Source organism: Aquabacterium sp. (assembly GCF_030652515.1).
Lineage (GTDB): Bacteria > Pseudomonadota > Gammaproteobacteria > Burkholderiales > Burkholderiaceae_C > Aquabacterium.
Genome location: NZ_JAUSAR010000158.1, coordinates 1 through 21,255 on the forward strand (window position 1 = coordinate 1; position 21,255 = coordinate 21,255).

At 61.7% G+C, this 21,255-nt stretch carries 20 protein-coding genes and 2 tRNA genes; 20 read left to right on the forward strand and 2 right to left on the reverse strand.

From position 1 onward, the window contains the following. Positions 1-20: 20 nt before the first annotated feature. The 12 genes from hisS (at position 21) to Q7V20_RS18140 (ending at position 12,110) form a co-directional block, all read left to right on the forward strand. Positions 21-1,322 (forward strand): histidine--tRNA ligase, encoded by a 1,302-nt coding sequence (hisS, locus tag Q7V20_RS18085; RefSeq protein WP_304794493.1) that lies wholly within the window; start codon positions 21-23, stop codon positions 1,320-1,322. Between the two features lie 32 nt (positions 1,323-1,354). Beyond that, complete coding sequence (locus Q7V20_RS18090; protein ID WP_304794441.1) at positions 1,355-2,068, forward strand: tetratricopeptide repeat protein; 714 nt, start codon at positions 1,355-1,357, stop codon at positions 2,066-2,068. A gap of 40 nt (positions 2,069-2,108) precedes the next feature. Next, positions 2,109-3,233: an outer membrane protein assembly factor BamB gene (gene bamB / locus Q7V20_RS18095; RefSeq protein WP_304794443.1), complete on the forward strand. Its 1,125-nt coding sequence runs from the start codon at positions 2,109-2,111 to the stop codon at positions 3,231-3,233. A gap of 18 nt (positions 3,234-3,251) precedes the next feature. Then, positions 3,252-4,592: a ribosome biogenesis GTPase Der gene (der, locus tag Q7V20_RS18100; RefSeq protein ID WP_304794446.1), complete on the forward strand. Its 1,341-nt coding sequence runs from the start codon at positions 3,252-3,254 to the stop codon at positions 4,590-4,592. 96 nt (positions 4,593-4,688) lie between these two features. Then, entirely contained in the window at positions 4,689-4,934 is a 246-nt protein-coding gene (gene hfq, locus Q7V20_RS18105) for an RNA chaperone Hfq (RefSeq protein WP_230181491.1), read from the forward strand. A gap of 85 nt (positions 4,935-5,019) precedes the next feature. Next, positions 5,020-6,261 carry a GTPase HflX gene (gene hflX, locus Q7V20_RS18110; RefSeq protein ID WP_304794450.1) on the forward strand — a complete coding sequence of 414 codons (1,242 nt, stop codon included), beginning with the start codon at positions 5,020-5,022 and terminating at the stop codon, positions 6,259-6,261. After that, positions 6,258-7,655, forward strand: coding sequence for an FtsH protease activity modulator HflK (gene hflK, locus Q7V20_RS18115; RefSeq protein WP_304794453.1), 1,398 nt, complete (start codon positions 6,258-6,260; stop codon positions 7,653-7,655). The genes hflX and hflK overlap by 4 nt, the downstream gene beginning before the upstream one ends. 23 nt (positions 7,656-7,678) lie before the next feature. Next, complete coding sequence (hflC, locus tag Q7V20_RS18120) at positions 7,679-8,572, forward strand: protease modulator HflC (RefSeq protein ID WP_304794456.1); 894 nt, start codon at positions 7,679-7,681, stop codon at positions 8,570-8,572. 32 nt (positions 8,573-8,604) lie between these two features. Further along, positions 8,605-8,790, forward strand: a complete 186-nt coding sequence (locus tag Q7V20_RS18125) for a DUF2065 domain-containing protein (protein ID WP_304794459.1) — start codon at positions 8,605-8,607, stop codon at positions 8,788-8,790. A 129-nt stretch (positions 8,791-8,919) separates the two neighbouring features. Further along, complete coding sequence (locus tag Q7V20_RS18130; protein ID WP_304794462.1) at positions 8,920-10,104, forward strand: ATP phosphoribosyltransferase regulatory subunit; 1,185 nt, start codon at positions 8,920-8,922, stop codon at positions 10,102-10,104. A 57-nt stretch (positions 10,105-10,161) separates the two neighbouring features. Further along, entirely contained in the window at positions 10,162-11,529 is a 1,368-nt protein-coding gene (locus tag Q7V20_RS18135) for an adenylosuccinate synthase (protein WP_304794466.1), read from the forward strand. Between the two features lie 59 nt (positions 11,530-11,588). Further along, complete coding sequence (locus Q7V20_RS18140; RefSeq protein ID WP_304794469.1) at positions 11,589-12,110, forward strand: phosphoribosyltransferase; 522 nt, start codon at positions 11,589-11,591, stop codon at positions 12,108-12,110. A 137-nt stretch (positions 12,111-12,247) separates the two neighbouring features. Here the strand turns inward: Q7V20_RS18140 and Q7V20_RS18145 are convergent. Next, a tRNA-Leu gene (locus Q7V20_RS18145) sits at positions 12,248-12,332 on the reverse strand. A 68-nt stretch (positions 12,333-12,400) separates the two neighbouring features. Then, positions 12,401-12,485: transfer RNA gene (locus Q7V20_RS18150), tRNA-Leu, on the reverse strand. Between the two features lie 126 nt (positions 12,486-12,611). Between Q7V20_RS18150 and rnr the strand changes: the two genes are divergently transcribed. From rnr to ispC, 8 genes are all read left to right on the forward strand, one after another. After that, positions 12,612-14,918 (forward strand): ribonuclease R, encoded by a 2,307-nt coding sequence (gene rnr / locus Q7V20_RS18155; protein WP_370652496.1) that lies wholly within the window; start codon positions 12,612-12,614, stop codon positions 14,916-14,918. A gap of 209 nt (positions 14,919-15,127) precedes the next feature. After that, complete coding sequence (gene rpsB / locus Q7V20_RS18160; protein WP_304794475.1) at positions 15,128-15,877, forward strand: 30S ribosomal protein S2; 750 nt, start codon at positions 15,128-15,130, stop codon at positions 15,875-15,877. 76 nt (positions 15,878-15,953) lie between these two features. Next, positions 15,954-16,838, forward strand: coding sequence for a translation elongation factor Ts (gene tsf, locus Q7V20_RS18165; protein ID WP_304794478.1), 885 nt, complete (start codon positions 15,954-15,956; stop codon positions 16,836-16,838). Between the two features lie 96 nt (positions 16,839-16,934). Next, on the forward strand, positions 16,935-17,645 hold the full coding sequence (gene pyrH, locus Q7V20_RS18170) for a UMP kinase (protein WP_304794481.1): 711 nt from the start codon (positions 16,935-16,937) through the stop codon (positions 17,643-17,645). A 13-nt stretch (positions 17,646-17,658) separates the two neighbouring features. Beyond that, positions 17,659-18,219, forward strand: a complete 561-nt coding sequence (frr, locus tag Q7V20_RS18175) for a ribosome recycling factor (protein WP_304794484.1) — start codon at positions 17,659-17,661, stop codon at positions 18,217-18,219. A 67-nt stretch (positions 18,220-18,286) separates the two neighbouring features. Then, complete coding sequence (gene uppS, locus Q7V20_RS18180) at positions 18,287-19,072, forward strand: polyprenyl diphosphate synthase (RefSeq protein ID WP_304794486.1); 786 nt, start codon at positions 18,287-18,289, stop codon at positions 19,070-19,072. A 2-nt stretch (positions 19,073-19,074) separates the two neighbouring features. Continuing rightward, on the forward strand, positions 19,075-20,001 hold the full coding sequence (locus Q7V20_RS18185; protein ID WP_304794488.1) for a phosphatidate cytidylyltransferase: 927 nt from the start codon (positions 19,075-19,077) through the stop codon (positions 19,999-20,001). Continuing rightward, positions 19,994-21,205: a 1-deoxy-D-xylulose-5-phosphate reductoisomerase gene (gene ispC, locus Q7V20_RS18190; RefSeq protein WP_304794491.1), complete on the forward strand. Its 1,212-nt coding sequence runs from the start codon at positions 19,994-19,996 to the stop codon at positions 21,203-21,205. The genes Q7V20_RS18185 and ispC overlap by 8 nt, the downstream gene beginning before the upstream one ends. The last annotated feature ends 50 nt before the right edge of the window (positions 21,206-21,255 follow it).

Below are 21,255 nucleotides of genomic sequence, written 5' to 3' on the forward strand. Positions count from 1 at the left end.
CCGTCTCGACTTTCATTTTCATGGCCGACATCCTCCAAGCCATCAAAGGCATGAACGACATCCTGCCGCCCGAATCGGCGCGCTGGGAATGGCTCGAAGAAACCGTGCGCGCCCTCATGCGCCGCTACGGTTACAGCAACATCCGCACCCCCATCGTCGAACCCACCGCGCTGTTCGTGCGCGGCCTGGGCGAGGTCACCGACATCGTCGAGAAGGAGATGTACTCCTTTGCCGACAGCCTCAATGGCGACAAGCTCACCCTGCGCCCTGAAGGCACGGCCGGCGTGGTGCGAGCCATGAACGAACACAGCTTCTTGTACGAAGGCGGCAAGCGCCTGTTCTACATCGGCCCCATGTTCCGCCACGAGCGCCCGCAAAAAGGCCGCTACCGCCAGTTCCACCAGGTCGGCGCCGAAGCGCTGGGCTTCACGGGGCCGGATGTCGATGCCGAGTTGATCCTGATGACCGTGGCCCTGTGGCGTGACCTGGGTTTGAACATCGGCACCGATGTTCGCCTGGAGCTCAACAGCCTGGGCCAGCCTGAAGAGCGCCGAGCCCACCGCGAGGCCCTGATCAAGCACCTGGAGCAACACGCGTCCTTGTTGGACGAAGACGCGCGCCGTCGCCTGCACAGCAACCCGCTGCGCATCCTGGACACCAAAAACCCGGCCATGCAGCCGGTGGTCGAGGCCGCCCCCAAGCTCATGGACTTCCTGGGCGAGGCCTCTTTGGCCCACTTCAACGCCGTCAAGCAAGTGCTGGACGCCGCCGGTGTGGTCTACAAGGTCAACCCGCGCCTGGTGCGCGGCATGGATTACTACAACCTCACGGTGTTCGAGTGGGTCACCGATCGCCTGGGCGCCCAAGGCACCATCTGTGGTGGTGGCCGCTACGACGGCCTGATCGAACAGTTGGGCGGCAAGCCCGCGCCCGCCGTGGGTTGGGGCCTGGGCATGGAGCGCCTGCTGCTCCTGCTGCAGGCGCTGGGCATCGAGTCGCCGTCCACCGCGCCTGACGCCGTCGTGCTCGTGTTCGCGGGCACGCCATTGGCCACCGTGATGAGCACGGTCGAGGCCTTGCGCCAGGCGGGCGTCCGCGTCTTGCTCAATCCGGCAGGTAAAGATGGTCCGGCCAGCCCCAAGGCCCAGTTCAAGAAAGCCGACGCCAGCGGCGCCCGCTTTGCCTTGATCTTCGGCCCCGACGAGGTGGCCCAGGGCCAAGTCTCCGTCAAGCCCCTGCGCGACGGTGGCGAGCAAGTTGCCCGACCTCTCGCGCAGCCTGGGGAATGGGCTGCGTCACTGCAAGCCCATCGCCAGTCATAATCCACCGCTTCCACCTACAACGATAAAACGTCATGGCCACTTACGACCTTGAACAACAAGAGCAGCTTGATCAGGTCAAGCACTTCTGGAAACAGTACGGCAACCTGGTCACCTGGGTGCTGGTGCTGGCCCTGGGTGGCTACGCCGCGTGGACTGGCTACCTCTATTGGCAGCAAAAGCTGTCCGTGGGCGCTGGCAGCCTGTACGAAGAACTGGACCGTGCCGCCAGTGCTGGCGAGGTCGACAAGGCGTCCAAGGTGTTTGCCGACCTGAAGGACAGCTATGCCGGCACCACCTTTGCCGAGCAAGGCGCCTTGCTGGTTGCCAAGGTTGAAGTGGGTCGCCAAAAGCCTGAACTGGCGCGCGCCAGCCTGCAGTGGTTGGTGGACAGCGGCAAAAACAAAGATCTGGTGGCCATTGGCCGCTTGCGCCTGGCTGGCTTGATGCTCGATGCCAAACAGCACGACGAAGCCTTGAAGGTCTTGAGCGCCGAGATGCCCACGGCTTACGCGGCCTTGGTCGCTGATCGCCGCGGCGACATCCTGTTCGCGCAAGGCAAGAAAGAAGAAGCGGTCAAGGCCTACCAGGAAGCCTGGAAAGCCTTGCCTGCCACCGTCGACTACCGCCGTTTCGTGGAGGGCAAACTGACGGCCGCAGGCCAGGCGCCTCAGCCTTTGCAAGTGCCAGGCGTCGGGGCTGCCGCAGCGCCTTCGGGCATGCCGCCCGGCCTGGCCCCCACGAACTGATTTCCCACCCGAACCTCTGTCCATGGACCATCCTCTGACCATGACTCTTTCCCGACGCGCTCTTGGCGCCACGGCTTTGGCCGTCGCTGCTGCCTTGTTGTCGGCTTGTGGCTCGACCAAGCCCAAGCCCGCACCGCTTGAGTCCTTCACCCCCAGCCAAGGCATCACCACGGTCTGGAGCAAGCGCTTGGGCTCGGTGGATGGGCCCACCTCACTGGCGGTGACCAAGGATGCGGTGACCTGGGCTGCCAGCGATGGGCAAATTTTGTCCGCCGATGTGAAAACCGGTCAGGAGCGCTGGCGTGCCCAGGCCAACGCCAAGCTCAGCGCCTCAGTGGGCAGCGACGGCCGTTATGCCGCCGTGGTCACCACCGACAACGAGCTGATCACCTTTGACCAAGGCAAGGTCTTGTGGCGTGAGCGCCTGCCGGGCCGGGTCATCACCTCGCCTCTGGTGGCGGGTGAGCGCGTTTTCGTGCAAAGCGTGGACCGCAGCGTACGCGCCTATGATGCCCTCGATGGCCGCTGGCTCTGGAACTACCAGCGTCCGGGTGGCGATCCCCTGTCTCTGTCCACGCCCGGCCTGTTGTCCGCCTTCCGCGACACCTTGGTGGTGGGGCAGGGTGCCCGTTTCGTGGGCCTGGACCCTTTGAAAGGCACGCCCCGTTTCGATTTCAGCGTTGGCACGCCGCGTGGCACCAATGAAGTCGAGCGCCTGGCCGACCTGGTCGGTCCTGGCGCCCGCGCAGACGACGAAATCTGTGTTCGCGCTTTCCAGCTGTCGGTGGCCTGCATCGAGATGAATCGTGGCAGCTTGCGCTGGTCACGCCCTCAGTCTGGCACGCAAGCCGTGGCCGCCGACGACACCATCGTGGTGGGCGCCGACGGTGCCGACCGTCTCAGCGCCTGGCGCACCGAAAATGGTGAAATCCGCTGGCGCGTTGACCGCTTCACGCACCGCAAGTTGAGCGCCCCTGCTGTTTGGGGCAAGCTCATCGCCGTGGCTGATGATGATGGGCAATTGCACATCCTGGCCTCGGACGATGGTCGTACTGTGGCGCGCATTGCCCTGGACAACGCTTTGAGTGCCGCCCCGGTGGTCTCCGACGGCCTGCTGTTGCTGGCCACCCGTTCCGGCACGCTTTACGCTTTGCGTGCCAATTAAAAGTTTCCCTGGAGTTTCATGAAACCTGTCATTGCGTTGGTCGGACGACCCAACGTCGGTAAATCGACGTTGTTCAACCGTCTGACCAAAAGCCGCGATGCGATCGTGGCCGACTTCGCCGGGCTGACCCGCGACCGCCATTACGGTGAAGGTCGCCTGGGGTCCCGCCAGTACCTCGTCATCGACACCGGTGGTTTCGAGCCCGATTGCACTGAAGGCATCTACAAGGAGATGGCCAAGCAGACCCGCCAGGCCGTGGCCGAGGCCGATGCTGTCGTTTTCGTGGTCGATGCCCGGGGCGGCCTGTCTGCCCAGGACCACGACATCGCCCGCTACCTGCGCACCGCCAACAAGAAGGTGCTGCTGGCCGCCAACAAGGCCGAAGGCATGCAGGAAGGTGTGCAATTGGCCGAGTTCTTCGAGCTGGGCATCGGCGATCCCATCGCCATTTCTGCATCGCACGGGCAGGGCATCCGCAGCCTGCTCGACATGGCGCTGGACGACTTCTTCCAGGGTGAAGAAGACGACGACGAGGCGGCTGAAGTCGATGTCAATGCCCCCATCAAGCTGGCTGTGGCAGGGCGCCCCAATGTGGGCAAATCCACGCTGATCAACACCTGGCTGGGCGAAGAGCGCTTGGTGGCCTTCGACATGCCCGGCACCACCCGCGATGCCATCAGCGTGCCTTTTGAGCGCGAAGGGCAGCGTTTCGAGTTGATCGACACCGCTGGTCTGCGCCGCAAGGGCAAGGTGTTCGAAGCGATCGAGAAATTCTCCGTCGTCAAAACCCTGCAGGCCATCTCCGACGCCAACGTGGTCCTGCTGCTGCTGGACGCCACGCAGGGCGTCACCGACCAGGATGCCCACATCGCCGGCTTCATCCTCGAATCAGGCCGCGCCGTGGTCCTGGCCATCAACAAGTGGGATGCGGTGGACAGCTACCAGCGAGAAATGCTGGCCCGCTCCATTGAAACCCGCCTGGCGTTCCTGAAATTCGCCCCGATCCTGCACATTTCGGCCATCAAGCGCCAAGGCCTGGGCCCGGTCTGGAAGTCGATTGCCGACGCTTGGTCCTCGGCCACGCGCAAAATGCCCACGCCGATCCTGACGCGCCTGCTGCTGGAGGCGGTGGAGTTCCAGCAGCCCAAGCGGGGCGGTATTTCTCGCCCAAAACTGCGTTACGCGCATCAAGGTGGCCAAAACCCGCCCATCATCGTCATCCACGGCAATTCGCTGGAACACCTCACGGACTCCTACAAGCGCTACCTGGAAACCCGTTTCCGGGCGCATTTCAAGCTCACGGGCACGCCGCTGCGCATCCAGACCAAATCGTCCAGCAACCCGTTCGTCGATAAATAGCAGCCTCTTTACCCCGCTTCACAATCCCTTCACCGATCAGGCGTAAGGGGCTGTGTTAAGGTGTCAAGTCCGAAACTTTTCAACACGGAGCATATCGTGAGCAACAAAGGGCAACTCCTACAAGACCCCTTCTTGAATCTCTTGCGCAGAGAACATGTGCCGGTGTCCATTTATTTGGTCAACGGCATCAAACTCCAGGGACACATCGAGTCGTTTGACCAATACGTGGTGCTGCTTCGCAACACGGTCACCCAAATGGTTTACAAGCACGCGATTTCTACCGTCGTGCCAGGCCGTGCGGTGAATTTCCACGCCAACGACTCGACTGAAGACGCGGCCTGATCTTGTCAGCCATGTCTTCTCGCTCATCCAGCACCGGCCCGTGTTGCACTGACACACAGACGCCTTGACATCCTCATCGCAGTCTGTGCAAAACCCTTCCGATGCACCTCGGGTCGTGCTGGTGGGCGTCGATTTTGGGCCGGGATCGTCCTTCGATCCCACCCTTGACGAGCTCGCCTTGCTGGCCGAATCTGCGGGCGATCAGCCCGTCGAAAAAGTCACGGCCAAGCGCAAGGCCCCCGATCCCGCTTTTTTTGTCGGTTCGGGCAAAGCAAATGAGATCAAAGAACTTGTCACCCTGCACCAGGCGCAGGCGGTGATCTTTGATCAGGCGCTCTCCCCAGCTCAACAACGCAACCTTGAACGCCACCTGGGCGTTGAAGTACTCGACCGCACCGGCTTGATCCTCGAGATCTTCGGTGCGCGCGCTCGCAGCCACGAAGGCAAGCTGCAAGTTGAACTTGCCCGCTTGAAATACCTGTCGACCCGACTGGTACGCCGCTGGTCTCACCTGGAGCGTCAGCGAGGCGGTGCCGGCATGCGCGGTGGCCCTGGCGAAACTCAAATCGAGTTGGACCGCCGCATGATTGATCAGCGCATCAAGTCGCTTAAAGAGCAACTGGTCAAGGTCAAGCGTCAGCGCAACACCCAGCGCCGCTCACGCGAGCGCACAGGCACCTTCCGCGTCTCGCTGGTGGGCTACACCAACGCGGGCAAGTCGACCTTGTTCAATGCCTTCACCAAGGCGGGTACTTACGCGGCGGACCAGTTGTTCGCCACGCTGGACACCACCACGCGCCAGTTCTACCTGGCCCAGGCGCAGCGCAGCGTCACCTTGTCCGACACCGTGGGCTTCATCCGCGACTTGCCGCACACCCTGGTCGAGTCTTTCGAGGCGACTTTGCAGGAGGCGGCCGAGGCCGATGTGCTGCTGCACGTGGTCGATGCCGCCAGCCCCGTGCTGATGGAGCAGCTCACCGAGGTGATCCGCGTGCTGGGCGACATTGGCGCGGCCGACATCCCTCAGGTGCTGGTTTTCAACAAGTGCGATTGCCTGCCCGAGCACCAGCAGCCCCGGCATGGGCTCGACGTGTTCGAGTTGCCCTCAGGCCGTCGTTGTCTGCGCGTTTTCGTCAGTGCCTTGCGCGGGCAGGGGCTGGATGTGTTGCGGCAAGTGATTGCCGAAGCCGCTTTGAATGGCCTGGGTGATGACCCTGGCGCGTTTCCCGGTTTGCAAAGCCCATTCACAATGCACAATCCCGACAATTCTCACCAGGAGCCCGATGCCGGGCTTCTGGAAACTCCTTCGACGACTGTCCAATCATGAACATGCAATCCCTGGAGCCAGGCCAAGTGCCTGAAAACCCCCGCCAGCCAGCCTTGAGTGTGCTGGCTGCCGCGGCTCAATTGGCCTCTGGCGCCACGCGGCGTCTGGGCTGGCTTGGCCTTCGTGCGCTCAAGCTCGCGTTACCGCAGTCCGCCGGGCCGGACGTGGTCTACAACAACGGCCGCAATGATGGTCCACCCGACCTGGATGAGTTGTGGCGCGACTTCAACCGCAAGCTCAGCGGTTTGTTCGCGGGCAAAGGCGGCGGCGACAATAACAACAGCGGCGGTAGTCCAGGCGGTGGTCTGTCACCCGATGGCAACAATGCCGGCATCGGTGTTGGTTTGGTCGCTGGCCTGGTGGCCCTGATCTGGTTGGGCAGTGGATTTTTCATCGTCCAGGAAGGCCAGCAGGGGGTCGTGATGTCCTTTGGGCGTTTCAGCCACACGGCCGAAGCCGGTTTTCAGTGGCGCGCGCCATACCCTTTCCAAAGCCACGAGATCGTCAACCTGACCCAACTGCGCTCGATCGATGTGGGCACCAATTCGGTGATGCAGGCGACCGGCTCGCGTGAGTCCTCCATGCTGACCCGCGACGAGAACATCGTCGACATCCGCTTCACGGTTCAATACCGCCTGAGCGATGCCCGCCAGTACCTGTTCGAGAACCGCAGCTCCGACGAGGCCGTGGCTCAGGCCGCCGAGTCGGCCGTGCGCGAAATCGTGGGCAGCAGCACCATGGATTCGGTGCTTTACGAGCAACGTGACGCCATCGCCGCCGAGCTGGTCAAGTCCATCCAGGCCCAGGTCAACAAGGTCAATGCCGGTGTGATCATTGCCAACGTCAACGTGCAAAGCGTGCAGGCGCCCGAGCCGGTGCAAGCCGCTTTCGATGACGCCTTCAAGGCCGGTGCCGACCGCGAGCGCGCCAAGAACGAAGGCCAGGCCTACGCCAATGATGTGATCCCCAAGGCCCAGGGTACGGCCGCACGGCTTCGTGAAGAAGCAGCGGCTTATTCTGCCAACGTGGTAGCCCACGCTGAAGGTGACGCGCAACGATTCAAGTCGGTGTTGACCGAGTACCAGAAGGCACCTGGCGTGACGCGCGATCGCCTCTACATCGATGCCATGCAGCAGGTGTACGGCAACGTGACCAAGGTCATGGTGGACTCCCGCTCGGGCTCCAACTTGCTCTACTTGCCGCTGGACAAGCTTGTTCAGATGAGTGGGGCGTCTTCGGGTGGCGGCGCGAACGCCACAGCCACTGGCGCGCCAGTGATTGCAGGCGGCACCGCTGCCCCTGAGGCTGGCAGTGCCGCAGCTGTCGGCTCGGCCGCCGCCACAGACCCCCGATCACGTGACGGCTCGCGCAGCCGTGACCGTGACAGTCGCTGAATGTCAAAGGCAAGGAACCTGACATGAACCGCATTGGAATCTTCGTGGCCGGCGCATTGCTGGTCATCATCATCCTGGCCTCGACCCTGTTTGTGGTCGATCAACGCCAGTTCGCCGTGGTCTACGCCTTGGGTGAGATCAAGGACGTCAAGAGCGAGCCGGGCCTCAAGTTCAAGCTTCCGTCCCCGCTGCAGAATGTGGTCTTCCTGGATCGCCGCATTCAGACGCTGGACAGCGTGGAAGCGCGTCCCATCTTCACGGCCGAGAAGAAAAGCCTGGTCATTGACTGGCTGGTCAAGTGGCGCATCACCGATCCGCGCCAGTTCATCCGCAACAATGGCACGGACATCCGCAACATCGAGAACCGCCTGAGCCCCATCGTGCAGGCCGCGCTCAATGAAGAGGTGACCAAGCGCACGGTGGGTGCGGTGCTGTCGACCGAGCGCGAAAAGGTCATGCAAGGCGTGGTTCAGCGTCTGGCCGATGATGCCAAGGCATTCGGCATCGTCATCATCGACGTGCGCATCAAGCGAGTGGACTTCTCGGCCAACATCACTGAAGCGGTCTATCGCCGCATGGAGTCCGAGCGCAAGCGCGTGGCCAACGAACTTCGCTCCACCGGCTTTGCCGAAAGCGAGAAGATCCGCGCCGATGCCGATCGCCAGCGTGAAATCATCGTGGCCGAGGCTTACCGCGATGCCCAGAAGGTCAAGGGCGAGGGCGATGCCAAGGCATCGACCATCTATGCCGAAGCCTTTGGCAAGGATCCCCAATTTGCCCAGTTCTACCGCAGTCTGGAAGCCTACAGAACCACGTTCCGCAGCAAAACAGACGTGATGGTGCTTGATCCGAACAGCGAGTTTTTCAAAGCCATGCGTGGCAACAGCGGCGGCGCACCTGCGCCGGCCAGAAAATAAGATCTGGATCTGAACAACCGCCGGGGTGACTCATGTCCAACTCCTTGTGGGCGGCATTGGCCCTGGTGCTCGTGATTGAAGGCTTGCTCCCTTTCCTGAACCCCGCTGCCTGGCGGCGGGTGTTCGAGCAAGCGCTCAGCCTCAGTGATGGTCAACTTCGTTTCATGGGCTTGACTTGCATTCTGACCGGCATGGTCTTTTTCTGGGCGCTGCAGTGACCTGAACCTGGCCTTTTCAGGCGCCAATTCCATTGGTTCAGGTGCAGATTCGCGCCGGGTCAAAATTTGGCCGTCAAATTGACGCCAGACCCCGGTAAAATCCTGTTTTTAACCCCCTCCCCATTTCTTATGTCGTCTGCTTGGCTGCTGCCAGAGCACATTGCCGATGTCTTGCCTGCTCAGGCTCGACGCCTGGAAGAGTTGCGCCGAACCTGGTTGGACGCAGCGCGTGGTTGCGGCTACGAGTTGGTGATGCCTCCTTTGCTGGAGCACATCGAATCCCTGCTGTCAGGCACCGGCCATGCGCTCGATCTCAAGACCTTCAAGTTGGTGGACCAGCTCAGTGGTCGCACGCTGGGCGTTCGCGCCGACAGCACGCCACAAGTGGCCCGCATCGATGCCCACCTGCTCAACCGCGACAGCCTGACCCGCCTTTGCTATTGCGGCCCGGTGTTGCATACGCGGCCTGCCAGTCCGCATGCCAGCCGCGAGCCCCTGCAGTTTGGCGCTGAAATCTTCGGCCACGCGGGCCTGGAGGCCGACCTTGAAGTGCAAGAGTTGGCCCTCGAAGGCCTGCAAGCCATTGGCCTGAAAGGTTTGGTGCTCGACCTGGCCGATGTGCGCCTGGTTCAGGGCGTGCTGCAAGGCCTGGGCGTGGCCGACCGCCTGGATGCCGCCACCCAAGATGCCTTGCTGGCCGCCTTGGCCGCCAAAGACGCGGCCACCTTGCGCGATTTGGCCAGTCCATGGTCACCGCAAGCGGTTCAGTCCCTGGTGGCCTTGACCCGTCTGTACGGGGACGAAGAGATACTGCTTGAGGCGCGTCGTGTGCTGCCTGACCATCCCCTGGTCCGCGCCGCGCTGGACGACCTGCAATGGTTGTCCACGCACTTGCGTCGCTCGCACCCCGAAGTGCGCATTGGTTTTGACCTGGCCGACCTCAGCGGCTACGCCTACTACAGTGGCTCCCGTTTTGCGGTTTATGGCGAAGGCCATGCCGATGCCTTGCTGCGCGGCGGTCGCTACGATGAAGTGGGCGCCATCTTTGGTCGCCGCCGTCCGGCCGTGGGTTTTAGCCTTGATCTCAAGATTGTGGGCGATCTGCTGTCGGGCCGTGACGGCTCTGCGCCTCGTTCGGCGATTCGCGCGCCTTGGGGTGAAGATCCCGCGTTGCGCCAAGCCGTGCGGCAACTGCGCCTAGAGGGGCACACCGTGGTGTGTGTGCTGCCTGGTCATGAACACGAAGTCCAAGAGTTTGACTGCGACCGCGAACTGGCGCTGCTCAACGGACAGTGGTCGGTGCGTTCGCGCTAGTCATCATTCAGCAAGCCTCGATACCTCCGGTTTTTTTTGGAATTACAGGATTCAGTCATGCAAAGCTCAACCGCGCCGGCTCGTCCCCGCACTGCATCTACCGGCCGCAACGTCGTCGTCGTCGGCACCCAATGGGGTGACGAAGGCAAGGGCAAGGTTGTCGACTGGCTCACCGACCATGCCTCGGGCGTGGTGCGTTTTCAAGGTGGTCACAACGCCGGCCACACGCTGGTCATCAACGGCAAGAAAACCGCGCTGCAACTGATCCCCTCGGGCATCATGCGCGACGGCGTGGCCTGCTACATCGGCAATGGCGTCGTGGTTGATCCGGCCCACTTGCTGCTCGAAATCGAGCGACTGGAAGCGGCTGGCCTGAACGTGCGTTCGCGCCTGTTCATCAGCGAATCCTGCCCGCTGATCCTGCCTTTCCACGTTGAAGTGGACAAGGCCAGAGAGTTGCTGCGCGAGTCTAGCGGCAACGGCAAGATCGGCACCACCGGCAAGGGCATTGGCCCTGCTTATGAAGACAAAGTGGCGCGCCGCGCACTGCGCGTGCAGGATCTGAAACACCCCGAGCGCTTCGCCAAGAAGCTGCACGAGTTGCTGGAGTTGCACAACTTTGCCTTGACCGGCTACCTCAACGGCACGGCGCTTGAGTTCCAGCCCATCTACGACAACGCCATGAAGGCGGCCCAGCAGATCGTGCCCATGCTGGCCGACGTCGGTGTTCGTTTGCACGAGACCAATATCAGGGGCGGCAGCATCCTGTTCGAAGGCGCGCAAGGCACCTTGCTCGACATCGACCACGGCACCTATCCCTACGTCACCTCCAGCAACTGCGTGGCGGGCAATGCCGCGGCAGGTTCGGGTGTCGGCCCTGACAAGCTCCACTACATCCTGGGCATCACCAAGGCCTACACCACCCGCGTGGGCAGCGGCCCCTTCCCGACAGAACTGGATTGGGAAGCGCCCGGCACGGTCGGCTATCACCTGTCCACCGTGGGGCAGGAGCGCGGCACCGTCACTGGTCGCGCCCGACGTTGCGGTTGGCTCGATGCTGCAGCGCTCAAGCGTTCGGTGCTGATCAATGGCATCTCCGGTTTGTGCATCACCAAGCTCGACGTGCTCGACGGCCTGGACGAGATCAAGGTCTGCACTGGCTATCAACTCAATGGCCAGCGCGTGGACATCCTGCCGCTGGACGCCGACGAGATCATCGCCTGCGAGCCCATCTACGAAAGCTTCCCTGGCTGGGAAGGCACGACCTTCGGCATCACCGAGTGGGACAAGCTGCCCGCCAATGCTCGCGCCTACCTGGAGCGTGTGCAAGGTTTCATCGGCGCGCCCATCGACATGGTGTCCACCGGCCCCGACCGCGACCACACCATCCTGCTTCGCCATCCTTACAAAGATGACGTGCTTTGAAGCGCAATCCGGCCATGGCGCCCAGCCACAGCATTCGAGATCACGAGATAGGAGACCCCATGCTCACCGATGACGGCAAGCACTTGTATGTGTCTTGGGAGGAATACCACAACCTGACCGAGCGCTTGGCGCTGCAGGTGCATCAATCGGGCTGGGAGTTCGATCAGATCCTTTGTCTGGCACGGGGCGGCCTGCGGCCTGGTGATGTGCTGTCGCGCATTTTCGACCGACCCTTGGGCATCATGGCGACCAGCTCTTACCGCGATGACGGCGGCACCCTTCAAGGTCGTCTTGACATGGCCCAGTACATCACCATGCCCAAGGGCGAGTTGGCTGGCCGTGTGTTGTTGGTGGATGACCTTGCCGATTCGGGCGTGACCTTGCGCGCGGTGGTGGATCGCTTGCGCAGCATGCCAGCCATCACCGAATTGAAGTCGGCTGTGTTGTGGGTCAAGGGGGTGTCCAGTTACACGCCAGACTTCTACGTCGAGACCTTGCCCACCAGCCCGTGGATCCATCAGCCCTTCGAGGATTACGACACCTTGCGGCCTGATGCTTTGCTCAAGCGCTTCCCGGTTTGACTTGCGGGCGGATGGCGGTGTTCACGAAAGGCAACAGGCCGAGGGTCTGTTGCCTTTTTTCTTGCGCCCCGGTTTATCTGATCTTCAAGGACGATAAAAAAGCCGCATGATGTTATTCATGCGGCTTTTTTTGAATTTGGTGCCCAGGAGAGGACTCGAACCTCCACGGAGTTACCCGCTAGTACCTGAAACTAGTGCGTCTACCAATTCCGCCACCTGGGCAGGTGTTCAATCTCTTCGAATTTTTCGACCGGTTTTTCAACCGACTTTGCAATACCAACCGCAGCATCTGGTGCCCAGGAGAGGACTCGAACCTCCACGGAGTTACCCGCTAGTACCTGAAACTAGTGCGTCTACCAATTCCGCCACCTGGGCCAGAAATCTGCAGCTTCCTTCGTTTTCAGCATCCGGAAATATGTTTCCGGCGCCAACTGCGAAGAGCGCAATTCTAGCATCAAAATAAGACATATGACAACTCAAACACAACATTTAGTGAACCTGATGAGCGAAATCGTCGGGACCGTGCATGGCCACCGTGATGGCCACGGTTTCGTGAGCACCGACGATGGCGAGTCCACCATCTACATCCCGCCGCAAGAGATGCGCAGCGTCATGCACCGGGACCGCGTCAAGGTCCGTGTGTTGCGCTTCGACCGCAAGGGCCGCCCCGAAGGTCAAGTGCTCGAAATCCTGGAGCGCCGCAAAACGCCCATCATTGGCCGCCTGCTGCATGAAGGCGGCGCTTGGGTGGTTGCGCCTGAAGACCGCCGTTTCGGTCAAGACATCCTGATCCCCGCCAAGGGCATTGCGAACGCAGAGCCGGGGCAGGTTGTGTCGGTTGAGTTGACCGAAGTGCCTTCACTGCATGCACAGCCGGTCGGCCGCGTGATCGAGGTGCTGGGTGGCATTGACGACCCTGGCATGGAAATCGAGATCGCGGTGCGCAAGTACGAAGTGCCGCACCGCTTCAACGATGACGTGCTGGCGCAGGCGGCCAAGCTGCCTGAAAAGCTGCGCCCAGCCGATCGCAAGAACCGCATCGACCTGACCGATGTGCCCTTGGTCACCATCGATGGCGAAGACGCCAGAGACTTCGACGATGCCGTGTACTGCGAGCCCGCCAAGATCGGTCGCAGCAAAGGCCCGAATGGTTGGCGCTTGCTGGTGGCGATTGCCGACGTGAGTCACTATGTCAAGCCCGGCGAGCCGTTGGACCGAGATGCGTATGAGCGCGCAACATCCGTGTATTTCCCGCGCCGCGTGATCCCCATGCTGCCCGAAAAGCTGTCCAACGGCTTGTGCTCGCTCAACCCCGAAGTCGAGCGCCTGTCCATGGTGTGCGACATGCTGGTCACCGCCGAAGGCGAGGTCCACGCTTACCAGTTCTACCCGGCGGTGATTTGCTCACATGCGCGCTTCACCTACACCGAAGTGGCCGCCATCCTGGGCAACACGCGCGGTCCTGAGGCCCAGCGGCGTACCGAACTGGTGCCGCACCTGCTGGACCTGCACGACGTGTACCGAGCGTTGCTGAAGTCGCGCGCTGTTCGTGGTGCGGTTGATTTCGAAACGACTGAAACGCAGATCGTGTGTGATGACAACGGCCGCATCGCCAAGATCGTGCCGCGCGTGCGCACCGAGGCGCACAAGCTGATCGAAGAGGCCATGCTGGCGGCCAATGTGTGTTCGGCCGATTTCATTTCGCGGGCCAAGCAACCCTCGCTGTACCGCGTGCATGAAGGGCCGACGCCTGAAAAGCGCACCTTGCTCAAGAACTACCTCAAGGCTTTGGGCCTGGGCTTGAGCATCAGCGACGAGCCCACGCCGGGTGAGTTCCAGGCGCTGGCGCAAGCCAGCAAGGAGCGCCCCGATGCACAGCAAATTCACACCATGCTGCTGCGCTCCATGCAGCAGGCCATTTACACGCCCACCAACAGCGGCCACTTCGGCCTGGCTTACGAGGCCTACACGCACTTCACCAGCCCGATCCGCCGTTACCCCGATCTGCTGGTTCACCGCGTGATCAAGGCCCTGCTGGGCAGTGACCGCTACATCCTGAAATTGCCGCCGGTGCAGTCTTCACCGAGTTACTTCAAGGGTCGCCCGGGTGCCAAGGGCAGTGCGGCCCAGTCTGCCAAGGGGCTGCCCAAGCCGCCCGTCAAGGTGGCGGCGCGCATCAAGCTGCCACCGGAAGAGGCGGCTGCCTGGGAAACCGCGGGCATCCATTGCAGCTCCAACGAGCGGCGCGCTGACGAGGCCTCTCGCGACGTGGAAGCCTGGCTCAAGTGCATGTTCATGCGCGAGCGCCTGGGCGAGGAATACGGCGGCACCGTCAGCACCGTGACCAGTTTTGGCTTGTTCATCCACCTGGATGGCCTGTACGTTGAAGGCCTGGTGCACATCACCGAGCTGGGTGGCGAGTACTTCCGCTTTGACGAGGCCCGCCAGGAATTGCGTGGCGAGCGCAGCGGTTTGCGTTATGCCTCAGGTGCGCGCGTCAGGGTGCAAGTGAGCCGGGTCGATCTGGACAGTCGCAAGATCGATTTCCGCCTGGTGCGTGAAGGCGAAGATCAGCCGGTCAGTGGTGGCGGTGGACGTCGTCGCCAGCGGGGGGCGGAGGGTGCAGGGCGCGCTCCGGCCGTGTCGGCCCAGGATGAGTTGGCGGAAGTTCAGCGTGTGGACCGCGAAACCAAGCGGTCTGCCAAGCGCGCAGCGGCGGCGGGCAAGCCAGCGGGTGCTGCCTCTGGAAAAGGCGGCAAAGCCGCACCTAAGGGCCCTGTGGGTCGCAAGACTTCGCGCAAGCGCTGAGCTGTTGAGATTGCAGCAGGGAGTGGGGTGTTAAAAACACCCACTTCATGCTATAATCTTCGGGTTTGTCCGAAATGGTTCGAATAAAACAGTCAAAACCGCAAAATCCCGAAGCCAACAAACCTCAGGTGTCGCAACCGGTGCCGGTGTTTCAAAACCGCATCGTTGTGATTTTTGATGGCTTCTAGACCCAACCTCTGGAGTTACTTATGGCAGTGTCCATGCGCGAAATGCTGGAAGCCGGTGTCCACTTTGGTCACCAAACCCGCTTCTGGAACCCCAAGATGGCTCCGTACATCTTCGGCCATCGCAACAAGATTCACATCATCAACCTCGAAAAAACGCTGCCCGCGTTCGAGGATGCACTGAAGTTCGTCCGTCAGTTGTCGGCTCGCCGCGGCACGATCATGATGATCGGCACCAAGCGCCAAGCCCGTGAAGCCGTGTCTTCCGAAGCTCAACGCGCTGGCGTTCCTTTCGTGGACCAACGCTGGTTGGGCGGCATGCTCACCAACTTCAAGACCGTCAAGGGTTCCTTGAAGAAGCTGAAGGACATGCAGGCTCAAATCGAGACCGGCGGTCTGGAGCAACTGAGCAAGAAGGAAGGCCTGCTGTTCCAACGCGACCTGGCCAAGCTTGAAAAAGACATCGGCGGCATCCAGGACATGAACGCTCTGCCTGACGCCCTGTTCGTGATCGACGTCGGCTACCACAAGATCGCCATCCTGGAAGCCAAGAAGCTGGGCATCCCCGTGATCGGCGTGGTTGACACCAACCACTCGCCTGAAGGCATCGACTACGTCATTCCTGGCAACGACGACTCTTCCAAGGCTGTGGCGATGTACGCCAAGGCCGTGGCCGATGCCGTGCTGGAAGGCCGTGCCAACGCCGTCAATGAAGTCGTGCAAGCCGTGGCTGCCGATGGCGACGAATTCGTGGAAGTCAGCGAAGCGGCTTAATCGCCTCTGACTGATTACCACAGGGGCTGATTCAGCCCCTTTTTCACAACAGATTTCAGATTTACGGAGAAAGCATATGCCCGCCATCACCGCCAGCATGGTTGCCGAACTGCGCGCCAAGACCGACGCTCCCATGATGGAGTGCAAGAAAGCCCTGACCGAAGCCGAGGGCGATTCGGTCAAGGCTGAAGAAATCCTGCGCGTCAAGTTGGGCAGCAAGGCCTCCAAGGCCGCCTCGCGCGTGACCGCCGACGGCGTGGTCATGTCCTTCATCGACGGCACGAACGGCGCCCTGGTTGAAATCAACTGCGAAACCGACTTCGTGTCGAAGAACGACGACTTCCTGGGCTTCAGCAAGGCCGTCGCCGAGTTGATCGCCAAGCAGAACCCGGCCGACGTGGCCGCGTTGTCGAACCTGGAAATCGCCGGTCAAACGGTGGAAGCCACCCGCGCTGCCCTGATCGGCAAGATCGGTGAAAACATCACCATCCGCCGCTTCAAGCGCTTCAGTGGTGACCAGAAGCTGGTCAGCTACCTGCACGGCGCCCGCATCGGCGTGGTCGTGGAGTTCTCGGGTGACGAAACGGCTGCCAAGGACGTCGCCATGCACGTGGCTGCCATGAAGCCCGTGTCGCTGTCGTCGTCCGACGTGCCGGCCGCCCTGATCGAAACTGAGCGCAGCGTGGCCACCGCCAAGGCTGCCGAGTCGGGCAAGCCTGCCGACATCGCCGCCAAGATGATCGAAGGCGCCGTCCAGAAGTACCTGAAGGAAGTGTCCCTGTTCAACCAGGTCTTCGTGAAGGCCGCCGATGGCAAGCAAACCGTCGAGCAGTACCTGAAGTCGGTCAACACGACGGTCAAGGGCTTCTCGATGTACGTCGTGGGCGAAGGCATTGAAAAGAAGCAGGACGACTTCGCTGCTGAAGTGGCTGCCACCATGGCCGCTGCCAAGGGTCAGTAATTTCTGACCCGTCCGTGGGCTGCTAACTTGAGTTTTCAAGGAAACTTAAGCAGCCCACGGTGACTCTGATGACAACAATTAGCAAAGGACGTCTGCATGGCCGCCTACAAGCGCATCCTTCTGAAACTCTCTGGTGAAGCCCTCATGGGCGACGATGCATTCGGCATCAACCGCGCCACCATCGTGCGCATGGTGCAAGAAATCCAGGAGATCACGAAGCTGGGGTGCGAGGTCGCAGTCGTCATTGGCGGTGGCAACATCTTCCGCGGTGTTGCCGGTGGTTCGGTCGGTATGGACCGTGCAACCGCCGACTACATGGGCATGTTGGCCACCGTGATGAATTCGCTGGCCCTGGCCGACACCATGCGCCAGGAAGGCATGACCGCTCGGGTCATGTCGGCCATCAACATCGAGCAGGTCGTGGAGCCCTATGTGCGCCCCAAGGCTTTGCAATACCTCGAAGAAGGCAAGGTGGTGATTTTCGCCGCTGGCACGGGCAACCCCTTCTTCACCACCGACACCGCTGCCGCCTTGCGCGGCGCCGAGATCGGTGCCGAGATCATGCTCAAGGCCACCAAGGTGGATGGCGTCTACACGGCCGATCCCAAGAAGGATCCGCTGGCCACGCGCTACAGCACCATCACCTTCGATGAAGCCTTGATCAAGAATCTCCAAGTGCTGGACGCGACAGCGTTTGCGCTGTGCCGCGACCAGAATCTGCCCCTCAAGGTGTTCTCCATCTTCAAGCCCGGCGCCCTCAAGCGTGTGGTGATGGGCGAGGATGAAGGCACGCTGGTCCACGTGTGATCCGGAGCATTTCATGAGCATTGCAGACATTAAAAAATCCCTTGAGCAGAAGATGCTCAAAACGGTCGACTCCTTCAAGAGCGAATTGAGCAAGATCCGCACGGGCCGTGCCCACCCCGGCATCCTGGATCAGGTGCAGGTGGACTATTACGGTTCCATGGTGCCCATCAGCCAGGTTGCCAACGTGACCCTGATCGACGCCCGCAACATCAGCGTGCAGCCCTGGGAAAAAGGCATGGGCGCCAAGATCGAGAAGGCCATCCGCGAATCCGATCTGGGCCTCAATCCTGCCTCGCAAGGCGACCTGATCCGCGTGCCGATGCCCGCCTTGACCGAGGAGCGCCGCAAAGACCTCACCAAGATCGTCAAGGGCGCTGGTGAAGATGCCAAGGTGGCTGTGCGCAATCTGCGCCGGGACGCCAACGAGCAGGCCAAGCGTTTACTCAAGGACAAGGAAATCACCGAAGACGATGACCGCCGTTCCCAGGATGATGTTCAAAAGCTGACCGACCGCACGATTGTCGAGATCGACAAGTTGGTGCAAGCCAAAGAAGCCGAGATCCTGGCGGTTTGATCGGCCTTTCATTGATCTCGATGCAGTCTGAGGCGGCTTGACCGCCTCAATCTGTTTTGGAGCCAGCATGGCCAAGCGCAATCCTTCCAACCCGTCATCGGCCCCCCGCCATGTCGCCATCGTCATGGATGGCAATGGTCGCTGGGCCCGCAAACGCCTCATGCCGCGTGGCGTGGGCCACAAGGCGGGCGTTGACGCCCTGATCTCGGTGGTGCAGGCCTGCGCCGACCGACACATCGACTACCTCACGGTGTTCGCGTTTTCGTCAGAGAACTGGAAGCGCCCTGAGGAAGAGGTGTCCGGCCTGATGAGCCTGCTGCTGGTGGCCTTGTCCAAGCACATTGCCAAGCTCAAGGCCGATGGCGTTCGCATCCGCATCGCGGGCGACCTGAGCACGGTGGCCGAAAAAATCCGCAATGCCTTGCTGGATGCCGAGGCGCGCACCCGCGACAACAGCCGCTTGACCTTGACGGTGGCTTTCAACTACGGTGGCCGCTGGGACATCGTCCAGGCGTGTCAGAAGGCCATGGCCGCTGGTTTGTCGGCCGAAACCTTGAGCGAAGCAGAATTGTCGCGTTTCATGGCCATGAGCTATGCGCCCGATCCAGATTTGTTCATCCGCACCGGCGGCGAGGTTCGCCTGTCCAACTTCCTGTTGTGGCAAAGCGCGTACGCCGAGTTGTACTTCACCGATTGCCTGTGGCCTGATTTTGATGCCGCCGAAATCGACAAGGCTTTGAAGGCGTTCGCCATTCGCGAGCGGCGTTTTGGCGATGTCGGGGCTTCGGGCCAAGGCGAGGGCGCCGTAGGGGGCGCGGTTGACAACGACGAATCCACGTCAGAGAGATCCTGAACATGCTCAAGCAACGCGTGATCACGGCGCTGATCCTGATGGCCATCCTGTTGCCGGCCCTGGCCGCGCAAGCGCTGTGGCCATTCGCCGCTTTGGGCTTGCTGTTTGTCAGCGCCGCAGGCTGGGAGTGGGCGCGCTTGAATGAGTGGCCGGGAGCGCGGGCCCTGGCGATGGGTGCTGCGGTGGCCGTGCTGGGCTATGCCGTTGCCGAAGCGGTTCACCTGGATCCCTGGGGGTTGGCTGCTTCACCGCATGAAAGCGCGGCGGCCAGCCATGTCCACGTGCCAGGCCAGGCTTTGGCTGGTTTCGTCGTGCCAGCCACCGTTTGGTGGGTCACCGGTGCCTTGTGGGTGCTGGGTGGGGCTTTGGCGCTGCGTTGGGGCACCGTGTACTGGAAACAGTCACCTCGTGTTTTGCGGGCGCTTCTCGGGCTTGGCATCCTGGTGATGGCCTGGCTCGCCTTGACCGAAAGCAAGGCCCAGGGCTTGAACTTCCTGTTGTCGGTGTTCTGCCTGGTGTGGGCGGCCGACATCGGTGCCTATTTCGGTGGCCGTGCCTTTGGTCGCCGCAAGTTGGCCATCAGCATCAGCCCCGGCAAAAGCTGGGAGGGCGTCTGGTCCGGCATGTTGGCGGTGCTCCTGCTCGCCGTGGCCTGGATCGCGGTTGACCGCAACTGGTCGGTTGATTCACCCAGCATGTACAGCCACTTGCTGTCGGGTCTGGGGCCCATTGGGCTGGTGCTGAGCATTGTGTTTCTGGTGGGCATGAGCGTCGTGGGCGATTTGTTCGAGTCACTCATCAAGCGCCAGGCCGGTGCCAAGGACAGCAGCCAGTTACTGCCCGGTCATGGCGGGGTGCTGGACCGGATTGATGCCCTCTTGCCAGTCCTGCCTTTGGTACTCGCTTTGATGTCCTTGTGCCATGGTTGATGCCTTCATGCCCATGGCCAACCGCCAGCGTCTGTGCGTGCTGGGTTCCACCGGTTCGATCGGGACCAACACGCTGGACGTGGTGGCCCGCCATCCGGATCGCTATGACGTGTTTGCCCTCAGTGGTGGGCGCCGCGTGGATGAACTCCTGGCGCAATGTATCCAATGGCGTCCCCGGTTTGCCGTGATGTCACACGAGGATGCGGCGCAGCGTCTGCGTGAAGGCATTGCGCAAGCAGGTTTGTCGACTGAAGTGCTCAGCGGCGAAAAGGCCTTGTGCGACATCGCTTCTCATCCAGAGGTTGAGGTCGTGATGGCCGCCATCGTGGGTGCGGCGGGTTTGGCGCCTTGCCTGGCGGCAGCACGGTCTGGCAAGCGTCTGCTGCTGGCCAACAAGGAGGCCCTGGTCGTGGGCGGTGCCCTGTTCATGAGCGCCGTGGCCGAAGGCGGCGCCACCTTGCTGCCCATCGACAGCGAGCACTCCGCCATTTTCCAATGCTTGCCGGAAGATGTCGGAACATGGGCCGAACGCATCGACCACATCGTGCTGACGGCCTCTGGTGGCCCGTTTCGCCAGCGCGACCCCGCCACCTTGCGCGATGTCACGCCCGATCAGGCCTGTGCCCACCCCAATTGGGTCATGGGCCGCAAGATCTCGGTCGATTCGGCCACGATGATGAACAAGGCGCTGGAAGTGATCGAGGCGCGGTGGCTGTTCGGCCTCAAGCCTGATCGCATCAAGGTGGTCTTGCACCCGCAAAGCATCATCCACTCGATGGTGGTGTGCCGCGACCGCTCCGTGTTGGCCCAATTGGGCACGCCCGACATGCGCGTGCCCATCGCTTACGGCCTGTCGTGGCCCAATCGGATCGAATCCGGGGCGGATTTACTTGACTTTACCCGGCTGTCTGCCTTGACCTTCGAAGAGGCCGATGCGCGTCGTTATCCCGGCCTGCAATTGGCCTGGGACACCCTGAATGGCCCGGCGGGCAGCACCTGCGTGCTCAATGCAGCCAACGAGGTGGCGGTGGAGGCTTTCCTGACCGGGCGCATCCGCTTTGACCAGATTCATGCGGTCAACGCCCAAAGTCTGGTCGATTGCGCGGTAGAGTCCGGCTGCTGCGACAGCGTCGACGGTCTGCTGGCGCTGGACGCCAAGGCCAGGCGCATCGCCCAGGTGATTTCATCTGGCTTGAGCCGCTGATTTAACCGGAGCCTTGCCATGTTGTTGACGGTGTTGGCATTTTTAGTGAC